Here is a 26,371-nt window from a genome sequence, read left to right on the forward strand (position 1 = left end):
AAAACCTGACTACTTCAGAACTTTACTACTTCAGAAAGTTGGCTGCTTAATCAATTTATAGGTTTATATTTTCATATTTTAGATCGAATACATCCGCTACAGCTTTATATACCACTTTTCCTTCCACTACATTCAAACCGAGTGCTAGTGCCGGGTCGTCTTTACAAGCTTTTTTCCATCCTTTATTTGCTAAAGCAATGACATAAGGGAGAGTAGCATTGGTCAAAGCCAGCGTAGAAGTATAAGGTACAGCTCCCGGGATATTGGCTACGGCATAATGAACGATACCGTCTATCACATAGGTAGGCGCACTGTGGGTCGTGGGATGTGACGTTTCGAAACATCCTCCCTGATCTATTGCTACATCCACAAGTACCGTACCGGGCTGCATCATTGCAAGCATATTTCGGGTAATCAGATGAGGCGCTTTATCCCCCGGAATCAGCACGGAACCGATGACCAGATCAACATCCGGCAATTCCTTTTTTATCCTTAATTCGGATGCGTACAGCGTCTTGACATTTTTCGGTAATGTCTCGCTGAGATAGCGCAGGCGTGACAGATTAATATCTGCAACTGTAACATCCGCACCCATTCCCGCAGCCATCTGCGCTGCATTACTTCCGACAATACCGCCTCCGAGAATTAATACTTTGGCAGGCTTCACACCGGGGACTCCTCCCAGAAGGATACCTTTTCCTCCTTGCGGCTTTTCCAAAAAGCGTGCTCCTTCCTGAATGGACATGCGTCCGGCTACCTCACTCATAGGGATAAGCAGGGGTAAAGAATGGTCTTCCTTTTCTACGGTTTCGTATGCCAGACAGATCGACTTATTGTCAATCATGGCAAGAGTCAGTTCCTTATCGGAAGCAAAATGGAAGTAAGTGAACAATAACTGTCCTTTTCTGATCAGATGGTATTCGGGCGCGATAGGCTCTTTAACCTTTACAATCATATCTGCTGTGGCATAGACATCCTCTATTGTCGGAAGCACCTGTGCACCGACAGACAGATATGCTTCATCCGGAAAACCACTATTGATACCTGCCGTATGCTGGATATATACTTGGTGACCTTGCTTCACAACTTCGGCAACTCCGGAAGGTGTCATGCCTACCCGATTCTCGTTGTTCTTGATTTCTTTGGGTACTCCGATGATCATATTGTTATATATTAAAGGTTTAACATGGACCAATGTACGAAAAATCCCCTTACGTTGTTATTCGCAAGGGGATGTTTAAGAGCAGAATATCGTCTGTAGTATGATATCTGTAAAAGGTGATTTATATTGAATCCAATTTGGAATGAATAGAGGATTTAATTCATCAAATCTGGATTTGCATTGGTAGCACTTTGTGGAATACGTAATGTGTAACGAGGATCATCTTGTTCGATAATTACGGTTTGGCCACTATTCACTACTTTTTCGATTCTTGGTCTGGTAGTACGGCGTAAGTCAAACCATCGATGACCTTCAAACGCTAACTCACGTGCGCGTTCATTTAATATTTCAGTGACTAATTCAGCTTGATTCATCTTGTTAATTTCGCTTTCTTTCTGTGAATATTTAGCTGGAGTATATCTTTTCTCCATTAGTTGTAATAGACGGTTGCGAGAAGCAGGTAAGTTGTTTAGACAGGCTGCTGCTTCAGCTGCATTCAGATATAACTCACCGATTCGGAAACTGCACTTGTAATAAGTTGTATTATTTGTTTTTTTGATAGGGTAATTACCACTTTGGCTCATAGCACCGAAGTAGTAGTCTTTACGCAAATCACCGTCTTGGAACATTTGTGCAAATTTAGATGTAGCCCGTGAAGCTTCCATTGTGGCGTTACTATAAACATTCTCATACGCTGTAATGGACTCTACGGATTCATAGTGATTGGGAAGTTGGAAACTGACATTGTTATTATAATCTTCCAGTGTTTTCTTTTGTGCCAATACGCGTTCGGCAGCGTCATATGCAGTTTGCCATTTACCCATGTAGAGATGTACACGTGAGTCGAATGCATCTACCGCAAGAGTGGTGAAACGATAATTGTAACCAGCTTCCCATTCTTTTCGGTTAATAAGCTTTCGGGCATTTTCAATATCGGAAAGAATAGAAGTATAAACCTCATCTATTGTATTACGAGTTGGCATTTCTTCCAGATTAAGTGTCAGCTTCAGCGGTATGGCTTTTGTTGCAGGAGCTCCGTCTTTGGTATATGGCTGCCCGTATAAATTGGCCAATAAGAAATGCATATACCCCCTCATGAAGTAAGCTTCTCCAACTAGTTGGTCAATATCTTCCTGACTACCCTCTGTGATTTCATCTTTTTTGTTTATGATAGCATTGGCGTAATAGATGTTTTCATAATATGTTGCCCATCCAAATTCATAGCCACCAACAGAATTATCATCAATCCATTTCTCGATTTTTCCGAAGTCAGTTTGGCTTTGAGAGGCGTCTTCGACTATAATGTCTTCTGTACGCATATCACAGACACTTCTGTCTGTCAGGGAATTGGCATATACTTCTGTCATGAGTGCTCTATATTCTTCCAAAGTATTTGGGATCACTTTGCCTGTAGGCTGTATTTCCAGGAAATTACTGCATGAAGTCATAAAGAACCCCATTGCGAGCATGAGAACGATATATATTTTTTTATTCTTGTTCATATTCACTGTTCTTTAAAAGTTGAGGTTAAGGTTAAATGTTACCGATTTAGCAACTGGAGTGGAGTAAAGGTTGCCCATTGATTCCGGATCCAGATAATTCTTGTAGCTGGAACCAAAAACAAATAAGTTACGTCCTTCCAGACCTATTGTCGCTCCTTTGACGTTGAATTTATGTAGCCATTCTTGTGGCAGAGTGTATGCAAGTCGTATGTTTTGAAGGCGTACATAACTGAGGCGTTTCACCCATAAATCAAGATTTTTATAGATTGTCCGCTCATTTTCAAAAAGATAGTAATCTGCTGAATAATAATTCCGGTTGACGAGAGCCGGAAGCTTTGAACTGCGATTTTCAGTAGTCCATCGGTTTAGTATGTCTCGGTTCGTATTATGTCCCGGATCATATTCGGTAACGCTATATGATGGGGCAGTGCGCACATGTGCTCCAAGATTATAAGCAAAGTTAAAACTCAGTTCCCAGTTGTGATAATTCAGCGTGTTGATGAAACCGCCGGTATAAGGTGCGTCTGTTGTGCCGGCATACTCATACAGATTTCGTTGGATGTCGGCTTTTCCATTATATTGGTATAAACCTAATCCGCCCGATTCGTCGTACATTTCAAAGTATTCTTCGACAGAAACAGCTTCATTGCTTCCTTTCGGATAGATAAGTATACGCCCTGTCTCTGGATCTACCTTACTTCGGATGGCGAAGATAGTACCTGCCGGATTTCCTTCTAGTCCTGGTGTCAGACTTTGTGTACTGGCCAAATCCTTTAAGACCTTATTGTAGTTGTAAGCGAAGTTAAATGTAGTATACCAGGAAAAGTTGCGAGTGGTAATATTACGTGTTTGCAGATTGACTTCAATTCCTTTATTTTCCATACTAGCCCAATTGATAGTCATTCCGTTGAAGCCATTTTCTAACGGCAGGTTTTTGACACCGATAAGATCTGTACCTTTACGATAGTAATAGTCTACGCTAAGATTAATCGCAGACTTAAGCACGGAAAAATCAACACCAATGTTGTATGATGCTGTCTTTTCCCAGCGTAACTTATCGTTGGGAGCACTCGAAATGGAGATACTGTTTTCAGTGTTATTAGGGAGAATGGTTTGAGTTCCATAGGTGCCTATAAGATACGGAGAAGTGTTCTTGTCAATGTTACCTTGCAATCCATAGGAAAGGCGTAATGACAAATTATCCATCCACCCTGTAGCTGGTTTGAAGAAAGGTTCATTGGATATACGATATAATCCACTAACTGAATAAATAGGTAAAAAACGGTATTTCTTATCTACTCCGAACAGGTCGGATCCATCCATACGTACACTTGCTCCCAATGTATAGCGATTCATGAGGGTGTAAGAACCATTTGCGTAAAATGAAGCAAAGGCATTCTCTGTATAAGTTTTTATATGTAATGGATATTTTTTAGCATCCTGATCATCACGAATGACGACTGGTTTTGTTGTAAGTGTTTTAGGATCGTAGCCGTAAGCATTTGAAGTTAGTGAGTTATACCAGTTTTTTCGTATTTCAGAACCACCCATAATTTGCACTTCATGTATATCTGCGAAACTTTGACTCCATTCTCCTTGCAGTTTCCACGTAATCTGTGATGTTGTGGAGCCTGTAACTTTGTGCATGCCACCTTCGGGAATGCGATATTTTGTTCCATTGTCGTATCTGCTTTCATATCGTAGATCACGCATGGTGAATGTATTGGCTCCGATGTATTGTTCCAGATCCAACTGTTCCCACTGTAATCCGACCTGTGAGGTTACTTTCCATTGATCATTGAAGCGTAGGTCAGTGTTAAAGATTGCATTGATTGCTGTTGTTATAGTTTCTTTATTTGTATTGGCTCTTTCTTCAAAAATATTGAAGCCTCGTAGCGGGTCAGGAATATCTTTATTTGAAATATCATAATCATACGCATAGTTACCATTTGAGTCATAAGGATTAAAGTATGGATTTGCTGTGCGTGAATAGTAGATAGGATTTGCATAGCCATATTTATCTGCAACGAAGTCTGTATTCTTTCGTCTGTTTGCAAAAAGTGACATGCCTATTTTCAGCATACGGTTTATTTGATACGACGTTTTGCTTGTTAAATTAAAGCGTTTCATGCTGACTCCCGGTACATTACCGTCTTCTTTTGAGTAGCCTAGTGAATTATAATAGGTAACATTTTCGCTTCCGCCTGAGATGCTAAAGTTGTATTCTTGTGTAAATGCATCTCTGAATAATATATCATTCCAATCTGTATTTATATTTTTTAGTTGATTGATAGCGGATTGAGCTTCAGGTGTTAATCCATCCCAGCCATTTGCCCTGTATGCATCCATCAGATTATATTTTTTCAGGATAGATGCAACTCCTCCTTTCTCATAATAAACAGGATATTTATCTTCGAAGAGTTCGTATGTATCTTTAATCAGCTCCAATTCCAAATCGATTTTCTCCTGTGAGTTAAGGAGATTTAATCGTGAAGTATCCAAATTCGGAGTATAAGTCAGCCTTGTATTGAAATTTACAACCGGTTTTCCTGTTCTTCCTCTTTTGGTTGTGACAACAATTACACCATTTGCTGCTCGTGCACCATAGATAGCAGTGGCTGCTGCATCTTTCAGTATAGTAATACTTTCGATGTCATTTGGACTTATTCCGGCAATAGATGATTGTTTTATATTAACGATGTCATTACTTGTATCATCATCCAATTTGGGAATATCAGTCCCCTCTAAAGGAATGCCGTCCAATACCCACAACGGATCCTGTGTTCCGTTTAGTGAAGCTGTACCACGAATACGTATACGTGCCGGTGCCCCGGGAGCACCTGAAGTTGTGGTTACGGCTACACCGGCAATTTGTCCGGCCAATGCCTGGTCGATACTTTTTGCTGAACCTACCATCGCGTCTGTTACATCAATTTTTGTAATAGCAGCTGTCAGTTTTCGGCGTTCTACTTCCTGATAACCGGTGACGATAACATCTCCCAGTGTATGTGCGGAAGGTTGAAGTATGATGCGATAGTCATTCTTTCCTGCTTGCAATAATAAGATTTGTTCCTCAAATCCGATATAGCTGCAATGAATACGGGTTGTTTTTTCGGGAATGGAAAGAGAAAATTTACCGTCAATATCAGTAACTGTTCCTAAGGAAACCTCTGATGATCCGTTCTTTTTCAGTTCATCCGTATGAACGTAGACCGAAGCACCAATCAACGGTTCGTTATCTTCACCGGAGATTACTACCCCGGTGATAGTACGATTAGCCGCACTGGCCATTGCCAGTGCGTTAACAAGGAAGCATATAATAATGCAAAGATGTTTTTTATTCATTAATTGTAAATAAACGTAAGTGATTGAATCGAATTATTTAATACCTAAAGCTGTATTGATACGTAAAATCATATCTTCGTAATGATAACGTGTTGCTGTATCAGACGTTCCGAGGCGGCTCTGCAATAATTTCTTAATCCGCAGTAACTCTCCGCGTTTCACGGATATTGCATCCGAGATACGATTCAGTTGGCTGCCGTAGAAGTTGAGAACTCGGTGAGCTCCCATTTTATCTTCCTGTCGGAGCGAACGTTGTTCGGCCGCATAGCAGCTGCAGAAAGGAGTGGCATGATCGAGCAAGAAATGATCGTCTGCAATCTTTTTATTGATTTTCACAGCTTCGGGCTCTGCGGCAGCTGTGAGTAATGCATCCAGAAAGTTTTTTTGCAAAGAGCGTTCCAGCACATTGGGAATACCTCCTCGTTCGGTAATGCCGAAAATATTCTTGTGGAGTCCGTCCATTAGTTCCACTACGGTAAACGCTTTTTTTCCATTGACTGATTCATTTTCAATCATACGCATCAGACGGGTGTTGCCAAGCAAGTCCCAAAGGATGTAGGCTTGTGCATTCTTCAGTATCTGCGTCGGGGCGTTTTCTTGTTGTCCAACCGGGGTGTTACGGAGCAAATAGGTATATTTTCCTACTTCCGTATCGAACAACCATTTAGGATAAGTCAGTACTTCATCTGTCAGAAACTTCAAGGAAGCCTGTTGCTTCTCTTTCTCAACGAATGTGTAGGTCTGTACACCATCTCCTATGACTGTATTTTCGATATAGATGCCACCAATGTTGGCCAGTACGTGATACAGATAGTTGTTCCATTGATTGATAATTGCGTAATAGAGGCGTGAGGCTTCTTCGTAAGTCTGCCCTTTTTCTCCGGTAGTAGTCCATTGAAGGATTTGCGGAACGATGCGTTTCAGGTTGTCAATGCCAAGTAAGGAAGAACGTACGGGATCATCGCCTAAATCTTCATTCTGTGCACGTGGATCAACGGCATCACGTACATCCTGTGCTTCACTATATTTATAAAGACGGTCGGTATGCTTGCTCAGGAAATCAAATAAGATATCTTTTTCTTCTTCCGGGCTATTCTTTCCGTACCAGCGATATCCATATTCGATGGCAAAGATATCGTAAGGACCGATATGCGGGGAAAGAACCTTCACGCCATCTCCCGGTTGGGCTATGTAGTTGAAGCGGGCATAGTCCATAATAGAAGAAGCGGTGGAATTTAATCGGGAAGTGAACGTTGCGGAACGTAAGGAATCAGTTGGGAACGCTGCCGATCCCATCATGTTGTGACGCAATCCCAAAGAGTGCCCTACCTCGTGGCAGGCAACAAAGCGGATAGCATCACCCAATAGTGAATCCGGCAACTGCACGCTGCGTGCTTCCGGGCAAACAGTTCCGGTCTGTACTGTAATCCATTCGCTTACCATAGAGAGCACATTGTGCCACCACATGATGTCTGCTTCCAGAATCTCTCCGGAACGGGGGTCTAACAAAGAAGGTCCCATCGCATTCTTCTTTTCCGAAGCTGCGTAGGTCAGTACGGAATAGTTCACGTCATCCATATCTATTTCCATACTATCGGTAACTTCAATGGCGATGATTGCATTCTTGAATCCGGCTTTTTCAAAAGCGATCTGCCAGTCTTCAATACCTCTTTTTATATATTTGCGCCATTGATAAGGTGTGGAATTGTCGATATAGAATACGATTGGTTTGGCGGGTTCTACCACCTTTCCTTTCAGGTAAGCTTCCCGGTCTTCCGGTTTGGGTTCCATACGCCAACGGGTGATAAACTGCTTCTTATCCGTTCTTTGCTGTGCATCGCTGAAACTCAATAGCGGATTGGTGAAATAACCTATTTTCTGATTATCAAAACGTCCCATCATCGGAGTTTCAGGCAGCAGAAGGATAGAAGAACTGACTTCTACCGTTACATATACGCTTGTTGTTCCTTCCGTCACTTTAGTAGTCAGCTCGGAAGTGGCAACTACATTGTTCGGAAAGGATTTCACGGATAAGATACGTGATAGATTTTTAATAGCCGATGTTCCCAGATTGATATTGGTAAATACATTATTAATGCTGGTTTCCGTACCATCATAGATGTCGTTGATCTTGATCACCAATGCTGTAGAGTCCTGATTGACAGCCTCTATCTTGAATGCGGCAATAAGCGGTGATATAAAATTGTCCTTAACCGAACGGAAAATAGCATCCGTCTGAGGAGCCAGAGGTAACGGGCGTTGTTGGCGGAACATCAGTTTCCCGGTTGCTTTGTCCCATTCCATGCAAATCATTTGATTTTCATAATTTACACCCCGGTTTACTCCAGCATCGTTCAATTCAGCCGGTACTCGTTGTAACTTGTTGACAACAAGTAAATCGCGCCCTAGCAATGATGTGGGAACCTCAAAATAATAATCGTTCTTTTTTTGATAAACGGCAAACATCCCTTTTTTAACACTGCTGCCTTCCACTAATTTCTCGTAGTCGCTTTTTACTCTCTCTTCTTCTGAATTTTTTTTCTTTTTCTTTTTGAACCAACTCAGATTTTCTGTAGCAGGGGTAGTTGCAAGTGCTGAGTACGCTTCTCCACTCAGCAATATACATGCAATGACCGCTGCCATTACCTTTACATACATTCTCATTAAGTCCTTTTACTTTTAATTATTATTAAAAACAGCCGCAAAAGTAATAATATTAATAATATAATGATTACAGTTTAGTTGCGAATATAATAATAAAAGGAATTATTAACTAGGTTCATCTGCTATCATTCTTCCCGGATATTTCGTAATCTAGTTGGAATAATGTACATTTGCAGGAGTAAAAAAGTGAAGAAGATAATGAAAAGATATATTGCTGCTTTATTATTGGCCTGTTGCGTGGAGGGGTATGCACAGGAAAAAAAGCAGGCTGCCTTTGTGCCACCTTTCGACTTTCCCCTTACATTGAGTGGAAACTTCGGAGAAATTCGTTCCAATCACTTTCATGGCGGATTAGATTTTAAGACGGGAGGAACAATCGGCAAACCGGTTCGGGCACTTGCTGACGGGTATATCTCACGTATACGTGTCACCAATGGTTCGGGGTATGTGCTTGACGTCTGCTATCACAACGGCTATTCCACTATCAACCGCCATTTGAGCGCTTTTCTGTCTCCCATTGCCGAAAGGGTAAAGAAACTTCAATATGAAAATGAGAACTGGGAAGTAGAAATCATCCCCGAACCCGATGAATATCCGGTGAAAGCCGGACAGCGGATTGCGTTGAGCGGGAATACCGGATACTCATTCGGACCACATCTTCATTTGGATGTATTCGAGACGGAGACGGGAGACTATATCGACCCTATGCCTTTCTTTAAAAAGAATCTGAAAGATACACGTGCCCCGAAAGCGGATGGTATCATGCTTTTTCCGCAGCTTGGCAAAGGAGTGGTCAGTGGAAGTCAGGAAAATAAAACGATTCTGCCGAACAGTGAACATCCGGTGGAAGCATGGGGGGTAATCGGCACAGGTATCAAAGCGTATGACTACATGGACGGGGTAAATAATCATTATGGAGTGTATTCCGTAGTGCTTACGGTAGATGGTGCCGAAGTGTTCCGTAGTACCGTAGACCGCTTTTCGCAGGAAGAAAACCGAATGATAAACTCCTGGACGTATGGGCAGTACATGAAATCCTTTATTGATCCCGGAAATACATTACGGTTGTTGAAAGCCTCGAATGATAACCGTGGCTTGGTAACGATTGACGAAGAACGGGATTATCAGTTTCAATATACACTGAAAGATGCTTTTGGCAATACTTCCCGCTATCACTTTACGGTACGTGGCAAGAAACAGCCGGTTGAACCGTTGAATCATCGGGAGAAATATTTCTTTGCCTGGGATAAGACGAATTATCTGCAGGAACCGGGCTTGAGTCTGATTGTTCCGAAAGGGATGCTATATGATAATGTACCTCTTCAATATCAGGTAAAAGCGGATAGCGGAGCGGTTGCATTTACCTATCAGTTGAATGATAAGCCGGTCCCGCTACATGCAAGCTGTGAACTGCGAATCGGATTGCGGCGCAAACCGGTGGCGGACACTACGAAATATTACGTGGCGCGAGTGACCCCTAAAGGGACTAAATACAGCGTAGGAGGGAAGTACGAAGATGGATTTATGAAAGCATCTATTCGTGAACTGGGCACATATACGGTTGCTTTGGACACTGTTCCTCCGGAAATTATACCTGTTAACAAGAACCTGTGGGCACGAAACGGAAAGATTGTCTATCGGCTGAAAGATGAAGGAGCAGGCATCGCTTCTTATCGGGGAACGATTGACGGTGAATATGCACTTTTCGGTCGTCCCAATATTGTAAAGTCTTACTGGGAATGTGTGCTTGACCCGAAACATGTGAAGAAAGGCGGCAAGCATACCGTAGAAATGACTGTCACGGATGCTTGTGGAAATCAGACCGTTTCGAAGGAAACTTTTGTTTGGTAAACTATTAAAATGTATTATATATGAAGAAAAGAATCATTCTATCTGCTGTCCTGTCTTTGGCGGCTCTGGCGAATTCTTTCGCTTGTACGAATCTGATTGTCGGCAAAAATGCCTCGACTGACGGTTCGACTATTGTTTCCTATTCAGCCGATTCGTATGGTCTGTTCGGTGAGCTTTATCATTATCCGGCTGCTACATATCCCAAAGGGACTATGTTGAAAGTCTATGAATGGGATACGGGTAAGTATCTGGGCGAAATCGAACAGGCACGCCAGACTTATAATGTGACTGGCAATATGAATGAATTTCAAGTGACTATCGGTGAAACCACCTTCGGTGGACGTCCGGAACTGGCAGATTCTACCGGAATCATCGACTACGGAAGTCTGATTTATATCGGATTGCAACGTTCACGTTCTGCCCGCGAAGCGATCCGTATCATGACTGACTTGGTACAGCAATATGGCTATTATAGTGGAGGTGAATCGTTTACGATTGCCGATCCGAATGAAATCTGGATTATGGAAATGATCGGTAAGGGACCGGGGGTACGTGGTGCTGTCTGGGTGGCTGTACGTGTACCGGATGATTGTATCTCGGCTCATGCCAATCAATCCCGTATCCATCAGTTTGACATGAACGACAAAGAAAACTGTATCACTTCTCCGGATGTGATTTCCTTCGCTCGCGAGAAAGGTTACTTCAATGGTGTGAACAAGGATTTCAGCTTTGCTGAGGCTTATGCGCCACTTGATTTCGGTGCCCGTCGTTTCTGCGAAGCCCGTGTGTGGAGCTATTTCAATAAATTTACTGATCATGGGAATGACTATCTTCCTTATATAGAAGGAAAGACAGATACTCCGATGCCTCTTTTCGTAAAGCCGAACCGTAAACTTTCCGTACAGGATGTGAAAGATATGATGCGTGACCACTACGAAGGAACACCGCTTGATATTTCCAATGATTTCGGTGCCGGTCCTTATAAAACCCCGTATCGCCTTTCTCCACTGAATTTCAAGGTAGGTGATAAGGAGTATTTTAACGAACGTCCGATTTCGACTCAACAAAGTGGCTTCGTATTTGTTGCACAAATGCGTGCCAACAAGCCGGACCCCATAGGTGGCGTTCTTTGGTTTGGAGTGGATGATGCGAATATGGCCGTATTTACTCCTGTTTATTGCTGTACGACGAAAGCCCCGTTGTGCTATACACGTGTAGATGGCGCAGACTACATCACGTTCTCCTGGAATTCCGCTTTCTGGATTTTCAACTGGGTGTCTAATATGGTCTATCCGCGTTATGATCTGATGATCGGTGACGTGCGTGCAACTCAGAAAGAGATGGAAACGACTTTTAATAATGCGCAGGAAGGTATTGAAGAAATGGCAGCCAAATTGCTGGCAAAAGATAAGAATGCCGCAATCGCTTTCCTGACTAACTATACCAATATGACCGCTCAGAGTACTTTTGATACTTGGAAGCAACTGGGCACTTTCCTGATTGTGAAGTACAACGACGGAGTAGTGAAGCGCGTGAAGGACGGACAGTTTGAACGGAATTCTATCGGACAGCCTGCCGGTGTCATTCGTCCGGGATATCCGAAGGAGTTTCTGGAGGAATATGTGAAGCAGACAGGAGAGAGATATTTGGTGAAATAGTTGTCAATTATTCATTAAATAACTAGGATTTATAAACTTATTCTTTTACATTTGTGTGCTCAAGACTTGGCATATATTCAAGGATTGACAGAGAATAGAGAAATAATCATTAACCAATAAACAATAATCGAAATGGAAAATCAGGAACTTATCAAGCAGGTCACTGAGAAAGCCGAAAAATGGCTGACCCCGGCTTATGATGCCGAAACTCAGGCTGAAGTGAAACGCATGTTGGAGAACGAAGATAAAACAGAATTGATCGAAGCATTCTACAAAGATCTTGAATTTGGAACGGGTGGTTTGCGTGGTATCATGGGAGTAGGTAGCAACCGCATGAATATCTATACGGTAGGTGCTGCTACACAGGGGCTTTCCAACTATCTGAAGAAGAACTTCAAAGATCTGCCTCAGATTTCTGTAGTGGTTGGGCACGACTGTCGTAACAACAGCCGTCTGTTCGCTGAAACTTCAGCCAACATTTTCTCAGCTAATGGAATCAAAGTATATCTGTTTGATGATATGCGTCCGACTCCGGAAATGTCTTTCGCAATCCGTCACCTCGGTTGCCAGAGCGGTATTATCCTGACTGCTTCTCACAATCCGAAAGAATACAACGGTTACAAAGCATACTGGGATGATGGTGCGCAAGTACTGGCTCCGCACGATGCTGGTATCATTGATGAAGTGAATAATATCGCTTCCGCTGCTGATATCAAGTTCAAGGGGAACCCGGATCTGATTCAGATCATCGGTGAAGATATTGACAAGATTTACCTTGATATGGTGAAGACAGTTTCTATTGATCCGGAAGCTATCGCCCGTCATAAGGATATGAAGATCGTTTATACTCCGATTCACGGTACAGGTATGATGCTGATTCCGCGCGCTTTGAAGATGTGGGGATTCGAAAATGTATTTACTGTTCCCGAACAGATGATCAAAGACGGTAACTTCCCGACAGTAATATCTCCGAATCCGGAAAATGCCGAAGCGCTTTCTATGGCTGTCAATCTGGCTAAAGAAATTGATGCCGACCTTGTGATGGCTTCCGATCCGGATGCTGACCGTGTAGGTATCGCCTGTAAGGACGACAAGGGTGAATGGGTACTGATCAACGGTAACCAGACTTGTATGATGTATCTTTACTATATTCTGACTCAGTACAAACAGTTAGGTAAGATTAAGGGTAATGAGTTCTGTGTGAAGACTATCGTTACTACCGAACTTATCAAGAAGATTGCTGATAAGAATAACATCGAAATGCTCGACTGCTACACCGGATTCAAATGGATCGCGCGTGAAATCCGTCTGCGTGAAGGCAAAAAGAAATATATCGGTGGTGGTGAAGAGAGCTACGGCTTCCTTGCCGAAGACTTCGTACGTGATAAAGATGCCGTATCAGCTTGCTGTCTGATTGCAGAAGTAGCTGCTTGGGCAAAAGATAACGGCAAGTCATTGTACCAGTTGTTGCTGGATATCTACGTAGAATATGGATTCTCCAAAGAATTCACAGTGAACGTAGTGAAACCGGGCAAGAGCGGTGCTGAAGAAATCAAAGCTATGATGGAAAACTTCCGTGCTAATCCTCCGAAAGAACTGGGTGGCTCCAAGGTGATTTTGAGCAAAGACTATAAGACGCTGAAACAGACAGATGCAGAAGGCAAGGTGACTGACCTTGATATGCCGGAAACATCTAATGTGCTCCAATACTTCACTGAAGATGGAAGCAAAGTTTCAGTTCGCCCGTCAGGAACAGAGCCGAAGATCAAATTCTATATGGAAGTACAAGGAGAAATGGGTTGTCGCAACTGTTTCGCTTCTGCTGATGCTGCTGCAATGGAAAAGATTGAAGCAGTGAAGAAGTCATTAGGTATTTGATTCCGTTCTTCTTCTGATATTTCAGAATAGAGAAACAATAAATAACGCCTCCATAGTCTCGAAGATTATGGAGGCGTTTCTTTTATGTAACCGCCTTTTCATCGGTCTTTCATTTCCTTTGCATTCTTTAAGTTCCCTTTCTAATCCTTCTTATGGAAATCTTGTTCTATCTAAATCATCTCAATTTAAACATGCAGGCTACGGGGATACACGGTTTTGTTGATGCTTTAGAGTGATACGTAACGTTTCATTTTCATAAGTTGTTCGTTTGTAGTTTGTGTGTACTTCGTGGCCTGCTTTCTTCATTATTTCTTAGCTCCCAACCAAGTCCATTTGTGCCAGATGGTTTCCAATGGTCCTTGTTTGTGCTTCGACAGCCACCATTTACAGAACTGTACCTGTAATAGGAACAGAATGATTCCGATAATCAGACTGAGCGTATATCCGCAATAGGGAGCCAGATAAAATCCGAATGGGAAGTAGATGATAGCTCCCATAATAGATTGTGTGATGTAGTTAGTCAGACTCATTTTTCCGTAAAAGCGCAGGTTGGAAACGGTTTTCTGGAACTTAGCCTTCTGATAAAGTAAGATGAAGGAAGCAATCAGTACGATGGTAAATGCGAATTTCTGCCACATATCGAAAGCTGTCCCTACGGTCTGTTGAATCAGGCTGCTGTCACTTTGCATGATCTGCTCTTTCAAAGAGTAAAGCGGAGCGAAACTGATAGCTGCAATGATTAGTGCTTTGGTCCAGAATTTCAGATGAGACTCGGAAGTGATGAACAGTTCTTTGCGTCCGATGTACAGACCGAACAGGAAAAGTCCGGCAGTCTGCAAGAAACGTCCGGCACCAATGGCCCAGAACAAGCTTGCTTTCTGTCCTAATGTGACGTTGCCAATGAGGAATTCCCAAAAAGTTCCGTTTTTGGTGTAATCTGCCACTTCGCTATACATGGCTCCGACATTCAGATCGGGCAGGGTATAGGCAGGATTGAACAGACTCATTATATAATGGAACCATTCAATAGGCTGTAATGAAAATAAGATAGCAGTGATTAAAATAGCCTTATCGCTCCATTTGCGTACAATAAATAATATGATACCGACAACAACAAACAGAAGCAAAACATCTCCAGCCGGAAAGAAAGCCGCGTTAAGAGTGGCAAAACCGGCAAGTAAAACCAGTCTCCATAAAAAACGGTAGCCGAAATCTTTTCCTTTCAACTGCTGATTATGTGATTGGATATAGAAAGTAAATCCGAAAAGCAGTGCGAATATGGCATAAGATTTTCCGGCGAACAGTGAAAATACTGCATTAAACACTCCGGCATCTAAAATGCTAAGCCATTCGGGAGAACTCTCCGGATAAACAGGGAAAATGAAATGTTCCAGATTATGTACCAGGAGGATGGCCATAACTGCAAATCCTCTGAGGGCATCTACTACTTCAATTCGTGGTGTCTTTTTTAATAATTCCATGGGTTTGATTTATGATTGTTTTTTAGTTAGTATTCGTTTTACCCATTTATTGGCGGGCTTTTCGAAATAATAGTAAGAAAGTAAACTAAGTATAATGGTGATACCGAAAATGAGGGGAACACTGATCATCCATGACACCTGCCATTGATAGAGCGCTGCCATTTTCGTATATGTGAGTATAATAAACAAATGTATCAGGTAGAAACTATAGCTGATTTCTCCACCTATTATCAGAAACCGATTGGATAATAGCCGGGATATACCTCCCTTCTGGAAGGCAAAGATGAGTATCATCAGAGAAACAGGTAACCAGTAATAGCAAGAATAACGGTATACTTTAGGTATATCTGCGGCACAAAGATAAAAAAGAAGAAATAAAGCGACGGATGCTACTTCCAACAATGTTCCCGTGGAGGAAGAAATCTTTTTATTGTGTAATGACTGATAGATCTGATAAAGCAATACTCCCACAAAAAAGTCTGGCAGGCGGGTGATGGGATTGACATACCAATATGCTTTGATTTGTTCGTCGGCAGTCAGATACATACCTGCCAGCATGACCGGAAGACAGATTGAGAGTACAACCAATAGTTTTCGCCTGCTGTTTAAGAAAGGAATCACGAAAGGAAAGCAGAAATAAAATAACTGTTCGCACCCCAAGCTCCATGAAGGACTGTTGAAAGAGAAAAAATAATCGGCAGAGGGGAAGAAGGGCTGTAACAGAAAGGTAGAGGCGACAAAGTGTTTGATCCAGTCCGTCGTATCGCTATATTGAACATATCCTCCTATACATGCGGCAATTAATAGTGTAAGTAGATGCAGGGGATAAATGCGGGCAATACGTGCTACCCAGAACGTGCGTTTAGTAGTCGTTTTTGTCAGTAGTTTTTCCTGATAATTGTAGGCAATAATAAACCCGCTGAGGACAAAAAAGAAACTGACTCCGACAAATCCTTCTTTAAAGAAGTGGGCATCGAAACTTGTATCCAGTACATAACAATGTGCTCCGAATACCATCAAGGCAAAGAATATTCGTAAAGATGTTAATGTGTTGATCACGACGTTTATCTGTTTCTTTTTTGTATTCGGCTGTAAAAGTACAGTTTTTCTGTGATATAAAAATTCACATAGATTAAAAAGAACTCAGGATTCGGAGCGCAGGCGGCTTAAATGTTGTGGAGTCATCCCAAGAAAGGAAGCTATATATCCCAGTTGGGCACGGTGAATTACATCCGGCTGTTCGCGTAGAAGTTGTTCGTAGCGTTCTTTGGCTGGTAGGTATAGTCGGTTTATGTGGTGTATGTCCATGTAGAGCAGACATTCCTGATGGATAATGCGTCCCCAGTTGGCAATTTCGATATTTGTTTCATAAATCTGATTTAATTCATCAATGCGTATGGCATATAGTTCACAATCTTCCAGTAATTCTACATATTCGTATCCCGGTTGGTTGTGGTATAAGTCTTTCATCGCAAAAGTGATATCGCCTTCGCGTGAGAACCAGATCGTGATTTCTTCACCGTCACGCAGGCAATAGGAGCGGCAAAATCCTTTCTCAATAAAGTAGACGTGACGATCTGATACTCCGCCGTGTATCAGTAAGTGTTTCTTTGGCAATTCCAGCTTTTTCATGTGGCTGAAAAGCATTTCCAGTGAGCTGTCAGATACCGGATAATATCGGCGGATTCCTTTGATGATGTTCTCCATGTCTGTTTATTTATGGGAGCATTCCAGCCACCAGTCGATCATTTTCCGTGCCAGGCTCAGTTTTCGTGGAAGTTCCGGCAAATTATCTCTTGTATAGAAATCACCGGAGCTTAATTCCTCTTCTTGCAATTTGATTTCTCCTCCGGCATAATCGGCAATGAATCCTACCATTAATCCGCTGGGGTAGGGCCAGGGCTGGTTGCCGAAATAAGTGATGTTCTTCACGTCCAGTCCGGTTTCCTCTTTCACTTCGCGGGCTACACATTCTTCCAGTGTTTCGCCTGTTTCGAGGAATCCGGCTACAAGGCTGTTGAATCTGCCTTTAAAGTTGCGGGCATGAACGAGAAGTATGGAGTCGCCTTTGCGCACTAAAACAAGGACGGCTGTCGAGATAGCCGGATACACTTCACGGCCACAACTCGGACAGCGTTTCATGATGGATTCTTTTTGTTCCATCGGAGTGCCGCAAGCCGAGCAGAACAGACTGTTTCTGTCCCAATGCAGTATTTCGTGGGCTTTGCCTGCTGCCTGGTAATGTCCCAGCGGGAGGTATTCGTAAGAAGCGCGAAGCCCTATCATTGCATATTGTTCTGTCTCTTCAATAGGTTGGGATACGGAATAGGCTTTGCAGTTTCTTCCTTCCAGTGTGGTGATATTGTGTACTGTAGTCTTGTCTTTGATAAGGATAGGAGGAATTTCTCCGTAGGGAATGGCAAATGTACCGTTCCCCTCCTTTTCAAGCAGTAGTTCATCTTTGTAAAAGACAAACCACAGGGATTCAGCTGTTTGATTCATTTTATATTTTTCTATTTTCTTCGCGCTGCGAAGTTATAAAAACTGTATCGATATATGTAGGGTTTACCGGATAAAATATGATTAACTTAAAAATATACTTTGTTCCACTCCAATCTCTTGAATGAAATAATTATCGTGTGAGATGGCTATCACAGTACCTGCATAGTTTTTGATGGTAGCAGTAATAATTTCGATGCTTTGTATATCCAGGTTATTGGTCGGTTCGTCCAGTATAAACATATCGGGCATATTATTACTGATCATCAGGCAACAAAAGGCAAGTCTCATTTTCTCTCCGCCGCTTAGCTTCCGGCAAGATTTATCCCATTCGGAAGCCGGAAATAAATATCGGTTTAGAATAATCTTTATTTCGTGCTCCGGCAGGTTGCGGCCATTGAAGGCATAGGCTTGTTCCAAAATACTGTTTCGATCATTGATGATCGAATATTCCTGATTCAGATATACATAGGTGAAATTTGCCTGTATGAGCGTGCCTTTCAGTGGTTGGAGTTGTCCGGTTATGATTTTCAGCAGAGTTGTTTTTCCGCTGCCATTGCCTCCTTCTATACGAAGGCGGTCTCCGCTTTTCAACTGAAAGCTGAGAGGGGCTCGCCAAAGTTGTGGCTGATCGGGATGATAACCGAAGTTAATCTCTTTTGCCGTAACCAGTATTTTACCGGTATGAAGTCCGGGACTGTTAAAGTCAGTCTTTAGTGCGGCTGTCGGCGAGAGTGAGCTTCGGAGTTGGTTACGCTCGTCAGTTAACTTCTCGGTTTTTTCCTGATGTGCACCGCTTAGTTTGGCAGTACTCTTTTCCGATTTGCTTTGCAAACCGTTCAGTACAATACGCGGGACACCTTTTTTCAGATTTCTTTTTTCACCACGTACATTTTGTTTATCCCTCCGTTCAGCTGTTTCGCGGGCTACCTTGCGGGCAGTGCGGAGCGCTTTCTCTTTTTCTTCGATGCGTTGTTGCAGGGCTTCTTGCATCAGTGTTTTTTGTTCTTTGTAAAATTCATAGTTTCCACCGTAATAGCTGATCTGATGCTTTTCCAGTTCACATATTTCGGGAAGAAGATTCAGCAGTGTACGGTCATGGCTTACTACCAACAGCGTGGAACGCCATTTTTCCACCCAGTCATACAGACGTTGTCTGCCTGACGAATCGAGATGATTGGTCGGTTCATCCATCAGTATGACAGACGGATTATGAATGTCCATACCTGCGAGGAATACACGTGTCTTTTCTCCTCCGCTGAGCAGATTCATCGGGTAGGATAGTGGGAATTGGCCCAATCCCCACGAATCGAGGGCGGCGACGGAACGTTCTTCTATATTCCAGTCGTCGTTCAATATGCTGAAATTTTCTATTGAGGCATCTCCCGCAAGGATAGCATGTAGTGCTTTCTGCTTATGGTCTATCTGTAAGGCTTGCGCGATGGTCAACGAATCATATTGCCCGAAATGTTGGGGAATATAATAGAGGTCGTCCGGTCGGACGATGACGCCGGAAGAGGGTGTTAATTGTCCGGCAATAATTTGCAGCAGGGTAGATTTGCCACAGCCGTTATTGCCGACTAATCCTAACTTCTGCCCTTTACTGATGGCAAAGTTAAGGTCACTGAATAATACTTCTTTATCCGGATGGATATAGCTGATTTGTTGAATACTAATAGGCATGATGGTCTATTGGGTTTGAGGTTGAAAACTGGGTGAGGATAATCACGGGACAAGGGAACGACAAACACAATACTGGCTAAACAACACGAATTTCGTGATGCTTAACGATAAAGAAAAAGCATGGATGAAAAGTGATGTTTACTAGAAGTGTTGTCTTACTTAGAAATTCTCATTGCGGTAAGTATATAGTTTAACTTGGGTGCAAAGATAGTACTTTCTTTTATAATATTGTTGGGTTTTGGCTGGAAAAATGGATTCTTTGAACTAATTCAGAATATGGAATAAAAAAATGAAGAGCAGAGACTACAATTAAAAAATGTCCCGCTCTTCATTTTCACTACCTACTTTATTAACTTATTACATCTTTTCCACTCGAAAATCAAACCATAATTTCATTTTAAAACCGTCATCCCCTTTTTTAATGCGAATACTGCTTGGCTGACTGTGGGGACCAAGTTCAGGAATGGATTTTCCGGAACGCATGGCGGGAATATCATAAAGAAAAGAGATGTCACCTTCCGGGAATTCCCACATTGTGTTTTCACCATTACGTCGATGGACAGGTTCCAGCGGAGTAAATACACGGAAGAACAAGCCATCACTTTCAGAGTAAACAGTGAAAGGTACGCGATCTGATTCTAATGTTGCCCAATAAACATTGGCATGGTAACCTTTGAATTCCGGATAGATTAAATGATCAAAACTTTCACCGGTTATGGTATTATTGTATTCTTTCTCCCAAATGCCATAATTGGTACCTTTTATACGATTCTTCCATACACGGTAAGGGCCACGTCCCATCCATTTCATGCCTTTCACTTCTTTTTCCGGAAAAGAGAAAGTGAGTCCGAGATTATATATTTTCTTATCAAAGAAGGCTCCCTCAAAACCGTGACCTTTAGGATCATTCAGCAGTACAGCTTCCATACCTAATAATCCGTCTCCGGACATACGCCAGACAATTGAATCTATTCCTCCTTCATATTTGGCAATGTAACAGGCGTCATTACCTTGCATGTACTCATAGCCTTCTTTAAAATTAGCTTTCATACCGACAGGTAATGGACCGTTATTTAACGGGATGATTTCATCCTTCTGTTTTATTTCGATAAGTATCCCATTTCTAAAGGTGGCAGAGATACCATTAGCAAACAAAGTGACCTCTCCATTCTGCTTTTTAATACTTGCGGATGAAGTACTAATATGTTTATTATATTGCGTTGCAAAATATTCATTGGCATATTTAATTGGCCAAGTCCAATTGCAGATAGAATGCCCCTGTTTATCATAAGCTTCCAGTTCCAGCACATCCCCTTGGAAAAAAATAGCAGGTAATTTCATATGTACCTTGCCGGTTTCACCCGGAGCAATATCCGGAAGGGGCACTGTACCTTCGGAAAGCAGCGTTTGTGTCCCCTTCTTTAAAGGTGATGAAAGGGAATAGACTCGATATTTCATACTGCACTCTTTCAGATTCGTAAAAAGATAGTTGTTACTTATCATGAAATCTCCTTTAAAAGATGGGGTGATAAAGAGGTTCTGGAATTGTATAGGTGCCCAGACTTCACGGACGGTATAAAAACTTCCTTCTTTTTCCCGTCTGGGGCCTACAATGCCATCCGGACCGTTAGGACCATCCGAGTCCAGACGCCCTCCTTGGTCGGTCCTTTTAACGGCTTCATCAACGTATGTCCATAAAAATCCTCCTGCAAATAAGGGATTAGACTTATAGCTATCCCAAAAATCATCCAGGCCGGCTCCTTGTCCGCGATCATAAAGTCCATGTAGAAATTCGGTAGGCATAAATACATTATATCCGTTTGCCAAGCGGTAAGGACCTGTTTGATAAGCTGGATAGTGATGAGTATCAAGCCCGTTGAAATCAGCCCACGGATGGATGACATGACGTTTCTGCGGATCATAATCTGCAAAGTGGGCATCTATATTTTTATTCCATCCTCCTTCGTTTCCATTACTCCACATAAAGATACAGGGATGGTTTACATCACGGTTTATCATCTCAGACAGTAATTTTAATCCTGTTTCCGTGTCATAGCTATTCTGCCAGCCGGCAAGTTCGTTCAGATAGAATATACCAAGCGAGTCACATATTTCCAGGAAATGTTTGTCGGGAGGATAATGAGAACGTACGGCATTCATATTCATTTCTTTAATTAATAAGGCATCTTGCAGGCTGAGTTCACGGTTTGTTGTACGTCCGCCATCAGGATGAAAACTATGACGGTTGGTTCCCTTTACTATAATTTTGGTTCCATTGACATAAATGCCGTCCTTGGGGCGGAACTCAATGGTACGGAATCCGATACGCTCTTCATGGATGTGGACAATTTGCTTCTGAGGATTGATAAGTTCCAGCTTTAAAGTGTAAAGATTGGGGTTTTCACAGTCCCATGTCTGAATGCCTTTCCATTCTGTAGTTATAGTTTGTATCTCATCACTGTTCAGTGAAATGATTTGCCTGCCAATACTTGTCTTACTATCTACAGGAGTAATTGTTGCCGCTACTGAATAGTCTTGGGAAATATTTTTCAGATGTAGCTCTGTTGCTAGTTTTCCATTTGCCATCGCGTTTACTGCGATGCGTTCGATATGTGTTTTGGGCATGGCTTTGAGGTATACGGGCCGATAAATACCGCCATAGAGCCACCAGTCTGCACGTCGTTCGGCGGCATTCACTGATTTATTGGCAGATTCTTTCCATACCTTTACTTCCAGATTATTCTTTTTTCCAAAATTTAGTTTATCTGTTATGTCATAGCTAAAACGATAGAAACCGCCTTGGTGAATGTCGCCTGCCGGTATGTCGTTTATTTTCACTTCAGTATCTGTCATTACTCCTTCAAAAACAATACTGACTTGCATATCTTTCCATTTAGCGGGTACCTTGAACTGATATCGGTATAGCCCGGTTTCATCGCTGGGGTTAGCTCCCTTATTCAAATAGAAACGTCCGTAAGTGTATTCGCCAAACCCTTGTAATTCCCATTGCGAAGGGACCTCTATCTTGCTCCATTTGCCACTGTTCATGCCTGCGGAACAATAAAACTCCCATGTCTTTGTGTCTTGATATCCGCTTCCCGACAGATATTGGATTTCCGTAGTCTGTGCATTTACAGCTAAGGAGAATAAACAACTTAAGATTATAAAAATAAATGTTTTCATATAGGTTCATTCTTTAATATTGATAGGTTGGTTCTATAGGGAATACATAAAACTGTCTTTCCGGTTTGAAATCAATCATCCATTGGTCTATTAATACATGATTGTCTAAAGCAGTAATGGATAGAGTGTGCATTCCTTTTGTCAGTCTGTGCTTGGTATTTCTTACTGCTTGTCCGCGAAGAACATTCTGCTTCCAGGATTCGGTACGAAAACCTTCTTTAAAGGAACATATCTGAGGCGTTTCACCATCTATGCTGACACTAAAGCGAATATCTCCTTTATCGTTCGGCTGTGTCGGGATGACGGCTGTACGCAGAATAGCCTCTCCTTCCCATGCACTTTCAAAATCAAAGGTGATTGTCTTTCCTTTTGGTAGGGATACAGCGTTCATGCTGTGTCCCAATGACTGAATGACGATCACCCCGTCTGTTGCTTTGGTATAGTTGCAAGCATTGGCAACAATACATTTGTCTTTTGATACCTCTTTCAGGGGGAGCGACTTGGTACTTTCAGGAAAAGTATATTGCTCAATTTCCTGATCAGTTAACCATATAGGGAGGGTAGGCGGATAAAATACGTATAAATCACGTGGATTGTAACACATGGAATATTTCCATTTACCACCGGCTAATTTATGATTATAATAATCTGTCAAGTCACGAATTTCCTGATAGGCTTTGATACTTTTTGCACAAGCATTCATCAATTGGCTTTCACGAGTCCACAAGTTAGTATCACAACTTCCCGGAAAAATGCAGCGCGCCCTTTGTGCTTCCAGCATTTTAGTACTCATAGCTGCTGCACCGAATACAGGATATTTAATTTGTGCAAAGAAAGCGTCTTTTCTCTCTTGAGGAATGATCGGTTCTACTTCGGACAGGATTCTTTTTATTGACTCATAAGATTCCAGATAACGGTCTAGTTCTCCACCGAATTCAGTGAGACTGAAATCTGTGTTTTTGATTGGAGACCATCCTTTTATATATTTCTTTTTATCCAGTTCTACTTGGTTCCAGCCCATAAACTCTGGCTTGCGGATACCGCACAGACGATAAAATTCCAGCATGGCCGGCAATAACTTTTCTCCCGCTTCTGTACCGAATTCGCGGCAAAGCCAATTTTTCTGATGCTGTACGAGGGTAGAGGGAGATACAGAGTTGATGTCCCATGCCATATCCAGAAAAAGCTCCAGGTCATAGGCTGCAGGTTTTAAATCATGCACATTGACAATCCACAGACGACGGGCATTGCAATCATAGGCTTGTTTCATTTCACTATAGACCAACCCCGGTTGGGTAGTGCATAGCCACATATAGTCATGCGGACGTCCCCAATAGCTGAGATGATAATATACACCGGCACCTCCGCTGCGTTTTTGCTGTTCCTGGTCACTCAGACGAGTCATGTAGCCATAATTGTCGTCACACCATATGAGTGTAATATCATCGGGTACCTGTAAACCGTTCTCCATAATCTGAAGTACTTCTTTATAGGGAACAAAAGCCTGTGGGATTTTCGCTACATCCTTTTTTACATATTTAGATAATAAGGTGCGTTGGTCATTTATAACTTGCTGCAAAGCATCGGTTTTTTCCTGAAGAGTTTTTACTCCTTCCATACCGCTGTCGTGAATACCTCTCATGCCTATCGTATAGAAGTTTTCATAGCGTCCGGCTTCTTTCAAGCGTTCTGTCCAATAGGACTGTACACTTTCACGATTCGTAATATAATTATACTCGCCTCGTTCGCTGACTTTCCATTCACCTACATTATTACGCATCAAAGGTTCACAATGAGAAGTGCCGATAACGATACCGCAGCTATCGGCAGCCTCTTTGGCTCCTGGTACAAAGTAGAAAGGAGTCGTAATTCCGTGCATACCCGGCCAGATGGCGTTGGCACGAAGACGCATCAGCAGCTTGAAAATCTCTTTATAAGTACGGGCACCGATTCGTCCTTTTGTGTCAGACGGTTCGAAGTTTTTCCAACTCCAAGGTTGTAAACTCCAGTCTTCGTCATTCAAAAAGATTCCACGATACTCTACTGAGGGGTTTTGAAAGGTTGTATAATCGGCAGGCAATGTTAATTGATTTTTCTTTATGGGTGTGACGTCTCCCCACCATACCCATGGAGACACACCGGCTAAACGGGACAATTCGAGTATTCCGTAGGCAGTCCCTCTGCCATCACTGCCTACCACCAGCAATTGTTTCTCATTGGAGCTTTCGGTAACTTTGATAAAAAAAGCATCCTTTTTACTCATAAGGCTATCTACAGGAACATCCTGTTTAAGAAGTTCTTTCAGTGCAGATCTATTCTTGTCCAATTGTACAATTTTAATAGCTGTATTTCCTGTATGAGTTTTTTGAGGTAATACTCCTGTCACTTGTTTCATGTCACCGGTAAACATATCCAGTGCAATTGTCACCACAGGAGATACGGATTTGGATACGGAATAGGTGATCGCTTGTTTTCCATTGTACCAGACAAACTCACCCTCGTTGTGATTTGCCGCGGTGCAAACAATCCGATTTCCGAAAAGAAAAATAGAACAGAAGCATATCGCTATAAGCGACTTTCTGTTTCCATAAAAATTAGATTTCATAAGCCAACCTTTTTAAATTAGACATTAGAGTTTTAATGTCACAAAGGTAACCGGCTGTCAGTATTAAAGGGGGGAGGCATTGCCCGATAAGGTTGAAAGATGTTCCTTCTACCTTTTCGGAACATCTTTCAACTCTCTTTCTTTAGAATTCAATTAAGTGTTTTTTGCCGATTTCATCGAGTATTCTGTAGGTTGCATACCGAATTCTTTCTTGAAACAGATCGAAAAATATTTAGGATCGTTGAACCCCACTTTGTATGCCAGATCAGAGATGCGGATATTCTTATTCTCATCCATGATTTTGCAGGCTGCTTTCAAACGAATGCTCCGTACAAAACTGGTTGTATTGAGTCCTGTGAGTGATTTCATCTTTTTGTGAAGTGTGGTACGACTTGTTGCCATCTCATTGACAAATTGAGTTACGTCAAACTCAGGATCATCCAGATGTCGGTTTACACAGTCAATGGCATCCTGGAGGAATTTCTCATCATCTGAAGTAATATTCGAAAAGAATTGTAGTTTGATATGGTGTACTTTGTCTGTTTCTCCTTTTTGCAGATACTTCCGATTACGCAACATAAGTCTTCGGCGTATTTCCCACCATATCAATCCTAAAAAAGATGCAGTTAGTAAAGTGTAAATAAGATATGCCCACCAGGTAGCCCAGAAAGGAGGTTCGATAAGGATTTCCATTGTCCGCATTTCTCCCCAGTCTCCATTCTCATTGGTGGCTCGTAATTCAAATACATACTCTCCCGCAGGTAATTGAGAATAATATGCATTACGGTTGGCGGCATTCACATAGTGCCAGTCTGAATTCTAAGTCCTCTCCAAACAATATCTATAAAATCTTACCCAAG

The 26,371-nt window shown here is 42.2% G+C and carries 14 protein-coding genes and 1 pseudogene; 3 read left to right on the forward strand and 12 right to left on the reverse strand.

Going from position 1 to position 26,371, the window contains the following annotated elements:
- Positions 1 to 55: 55 nt before the first annotated feature.
- The 4 genes from ald to DW640_RS19640 form a co-directional block, all read right to left on the reverse strand.
- Positions 56 to 1,162: an alanine dehydrogenase gene (gene ald / locus DW640_RS19625; RefSeq protein ID WP_008762213.1), complete on the reverse strand. Its 1,107-nt coding sequence runs from the start codon at positions 1,160 to 1,162 to the stop codon at positions 56 to 58.
- Between the two features lie 155 nt (positions 1,163 to 1,317).
- A complete protein-coding gene (locus tag DW640_RS19630; RefSeq protein ID WP_117578857.1) occupies positions 1,318 to 2,664 on the reverse strand; it encodes a RagB/SusD family nutrient uptake outer membrane protein in 1,347 nt (448 codons plus the stop codon).
- 12 nt (positions 2,665 to 2,676) lie between these two features.
- A complete protein-coding gene (locus tag DW640_RS19635; RefSeq protein WP_054959269.1) occupies positions 2,677 to 6,009 on the reverse strand; it encodes a SusC/RagA family TonB-linked outer membrane protein in 3,333 nt (1,110 codons plus the stop codon).
- Positions 6,010 to 6,042: 33 nt separating this feature from the next.
- Entirely contained in the window at positions 6,043 to 8,673 is a 2,631-nt protein-coding gene (locus DW640_RS19640) for a zinc-dependent metalloprotease (RefSeq protein ID WP_048698200.1), read from the reverse strand.
- Between the two features lie 198 nt (positions 8,674 to 8,871).
- On the opposite strand from DW640_RS19640, the gene DW640_RS19645 reads away from it, so the two are divergent.
- The 3 genes from DW640_RS19645 (at position 8,872) to DW640_RS19655 (ending at position 14,060) form a co-directional block, all read left to right on the forward strand.
- Entirely contained in the window at positions 8,872 to 10,524 is a 1,653-nt protein-coding gene (locus DW640_RS19645; protein ID WP_117578858.1) for a M23 family metallopeptidase, read from the forward strand.
- Positions 10,525 to 10,544: 20 nt separating this feature from the next.
- Positions 10,545 to 12,182, forward strand: coding sequence for a C69 family dipeptidase (locus tag DW640_RS19650; RefSeq protein WP_008762217.1), 1,638 nt, complete (start codon positions 10,545 to 10,547; stop codon positions 12,180 to 12,182).
- Between the two features lie 132 nt (positions 12,183 to 12,314).
- The gene (locus DW640_RS19655) at positions 12,315 to 14,060 is read left to right on the forward strand and encodes a phospho-sugar mutase (protein ID WP_008767964.1); all 1,746 of its coding nucleotides are present in this window, start codon (positions 12,315 to 12,317) and stop codon (positions 14,058 to 14,060) included.
- Positions 14,061 to 14,365: 305 nt separating this feature from the next.
- Here DW640_RS19655 and DW640_RS19660 read toward each other — a convergent pair whose 3' ends face one another.
- From DW640_RS19660 to DW640_RS19695, 8 genes and pseudogenes are all read right to left on the reverse strand, one after another.
- The gene (locus tag DW640_RS19660) at positions 14,366 to 15,541 is read right to left on the reverse strand and encodes a DUF418 domain-containing protein (RefSeq protein ID WP_008762219.1); all 1,176 of its coding nucleotides are present in this window, start codon (positions 15,539 to 15,541) and stop codon (positions 14,366 to 14,368) included.
- A 9-nt stretch (positions 15,542 to 15,550) separates the two neighbouring features.
- Positions 15,551 to 16,600: an acyltransferase gene (locus DW640_RS19665; protein ID WP_022470250.1), complete on the reverse strand. Its 1,050-nt coding sequence runs from the start codon at positions 16,598 to 16,600 to the stop codon at positions 15,551 to 15,553.
- A gap of 84 nt (positions 16,601 to 16,684) precedes the next feature.
- Positions 16,685 to 17,248, reverse strand: coding sequence for a Crp/Fnr family transcriptional regulator (locus DW640_RS19670; RefSeq protein WP_008762221.1), 564 nt, complete (start codon positions 17,246 to 17,248; stop codon positions 16,685 to 16,687).
- A 6-nt stretch (positions 17,249 to 17,254) separates the two neighbouring features.
- Positions 17,255 to 18,043, reverse strand: coding sequence for an NAD(+) diphosphatase (gene nudC, locus DW640_RS19675; protein ID WP_117578859.1), 789 nt, complete (start codon positions 18,041 to 18,043; stop codon positions 17,255 to 17,257).
- Between the two features lie 81 nt (positions 18,044 to 18,124).
- Positions 18,125 to 19,723 carry a ribosomal protection-like ABC-F family protein gene (abc-f, locus tag DW640_RS19680; protein WP_016267109.1) on the reverse strand — a complete coding sequence of 533 codons (1,599 nt, stop codon included), beginning with the start codon at positions 19,721 to 19,723 and terminating at the stop codon, positions 18,125 to 18,127.
- A 357-nt stretch (positions 19,724 to 20,080) separates the two neighbouring features.
- Positions 20,081 to 22,906, reverse strand: a complete 2,826-nt coding sequence (locus tag DW640_RS19685) for a glycoside hydrolase family 2 TIM barrel-domain containing protein (protein WP_117578860.1) — start codon at positions 22,904 to 22,906, stop codon at positions 20,081 to 20,083.
- Between the two features lie 13 nt (positions 22,907 to 22,919).
- Positions 22,920 to 25,511, reverse strand: coding sequence for a glycosyl hydrolase 115 family protein (locus DW640_RS19690; RefSeq protein WP_117578861.1), 2,592 nt, complete (start codon positions 25,509 to 25,511; stop codon positions 22,920 to 22,922).
- A 153-nt stretch (positions 25,512 to 25,664) separates the two neighbouring features.
- Positions 25,665 to 26,330, reverse strand: a pseudogene (locus DW640_RS19695) (helix-turn-helix domain-containing protein); the annotation flags it as partial.
- Positions 26,331 to 26,371 lie beyond the last annotated feature (41 nt).

Source organism: Bacteroides sp. AM23-12, from assembly GCF_003434395.1.
In the GTDB taxonomy this organism is placed as follows: Bacteria; Bacteroidota; Bacteroidia; order Bacteroidales; family Bacteroidaceae; genus Bacteroides; species Bacteroides thetaiotaomicron.